Origin of the sequence: Streptomyces jumonjinensis (genome assembly GCF_009600885.1) — a bacterium.
Classification (GTDB): Bacteria; Actinomycetota; Actinomycetes; order Streptomycetales; family Streptomycetaceae; genus Streptomyces; species Streptomyces jumonjinensis.
In genome coordinates, this window is the sequence record NZ_VCLA01000161.1 from 1 (window position 1) to 1,722 (window position 1,722).

The window sequence follows — 1,722 nt, forward strand, 5'->3', positions numbered from 1 at the left end:
ACCTCGTCCAGCAGCACCACCCGCGCCGAGCCCACCGGCACACCCGCCAGCGTCGAACCCGACCCCAGCACCACCCGCGCACCACTGTCCGCCACCATGAAAGCGAGTCGGTCCGCCGGGTACTCCGGGTCCAGCGGCACATACGCACCACCGGCCTTCCACACCGCCAGCAGGGCCACCACCATGTCCACCCCACGCGGCAGACACAACCCCACGACACCCTCCCGACCCACACCCAAACCGGTCAGATACCGGGCCAACCGATTCGAACGCTCGTCCAACTCCCCGTACGAGAGAACATCCACGCCCTGACGGACCGCCGCGACCCCCGACGCAACCCCCACCCGCGCACCGAACAGATCGAGGAACGACTCCCCCGCCACCGGCTGAGCCGTTCCGCTCCACTCGCCCACCACAAGAGACCGCTCGGCCTCTGTCATCACGGGTATACGGCCGAGCCTGGCCTGGGGGTCGGCGGCGAACTGTGCCAGGACTCGTACCAGTCGGCTGAGCAGCGTACGGGCGGTGGACTCGTCGAAGACATGCAGCTGGTGGTCGAGGCGAAGCCTCAGCCGGCCGATCGGGCTGACGCCCAGGGCCAAGGGGTAGTTGGTGGACTCACGGACTTCGGTATCGGTGAGGCGCAGGGCACCGGGGAGCTCGGTCTCGCCGGCGCGATAGTTCTCGAACGCCATCAGGGTGTCAAAGGTGGCGCCCGCGCCCGCCAGTCGCTGGATCTCTGTGAGCCCCAGGTGCTGGTGATCGAGGAGGGCGGACTGCTGCGTCTGAAGTTCGGCCAGCGCTTCGGCGACCGTCTGCGCGGGGTCGATCCTCACCCGTACCGGCACGGTGTTGATGAACAGCCCCAGCATGGTCTCCATACCGGGCAGATCCGCCGGCCGACCGGCGACGGTCGCGCCGAAGACGACGTCGCCGCGTCCCGACAGCTGGCCCACGACCATGGCCCAGGCGGCCTGAACCACCGTGTTCAGCGTCAAACCATGCGCCCGGGCCAAGTCCCGTACAGCGCGCTCGACTTCCTCGGTCGGCTCAGTGGCCACCGTGCCGGTCAGCGTCGGCTCGGCGGCGCTCCGTTCCGTGGGTACGACGAGTGTCGGCTCGTCCGCGCCCGCGAGGGCCTGCTGCCATGCCTCGCGCGCCGCCTGCCTGTCCTGGCGGGTGAGCCAGGCCAGGTGTTCCCGGTACGGGGTGACGGTGGGCAGACCGGCGGTGCTGCCCCCGGCCTCGTACGCCGTCCACAGTTCGCGCATCAGGATCGGCAGCGACCAGCCGTCGAGCACGATGTGGTGCAGTGTGACCGCCATCCGGTGCCGGTCCGGACCCAGCTTCAGCAGCAGGATTCGGAGCAGCGGCGGGTCGGCCAGGTCGAAGCGGCGGGTCTGCTCCGCTTTCTCCGCCAGATCCGCTGCGGCCTGTGCCTCGGTCTCGGGCAGATGCGACAGATCCTCCTCCCGCCACGGCAGGCTCGCCGCACGGGCGATCACCTGTACGGCCCGGGCGGCTCCGACCGGCTGGCGGAATCCGGCCCGCAGGCTCTCGTGCCGTGCGAGCAGCGCGGCCCAGGCGGCCTGGAGGGCTGGAACGTCGAGCGGCCCTTCCAGCGTGTGGACCATCTGCTCCACATAGACGTCTCTGCTGGAGCCGTCGAAGAGGGCGTGGAAGAGGAGGCCCTCTTGCAGGGGTGTCACGGGCAGGACATCG

General features: G+C 69.9%; 1 protein-coding gene. It reads right to left on the bottom strand.

Annotation, left to right across the window (positions count from 1 at the left end):
* A partial coding sequence (locus FF041_RS23365; RefSeq protein WP_323392482.1) for a condensation domain-containing protein occupies nt 1-1,709 on the bottom strand: 1,709 nt, incomplete at its 3' end.
* Nucleotides 1,710-1,722 lie beyond the last annotated feature (13 nt).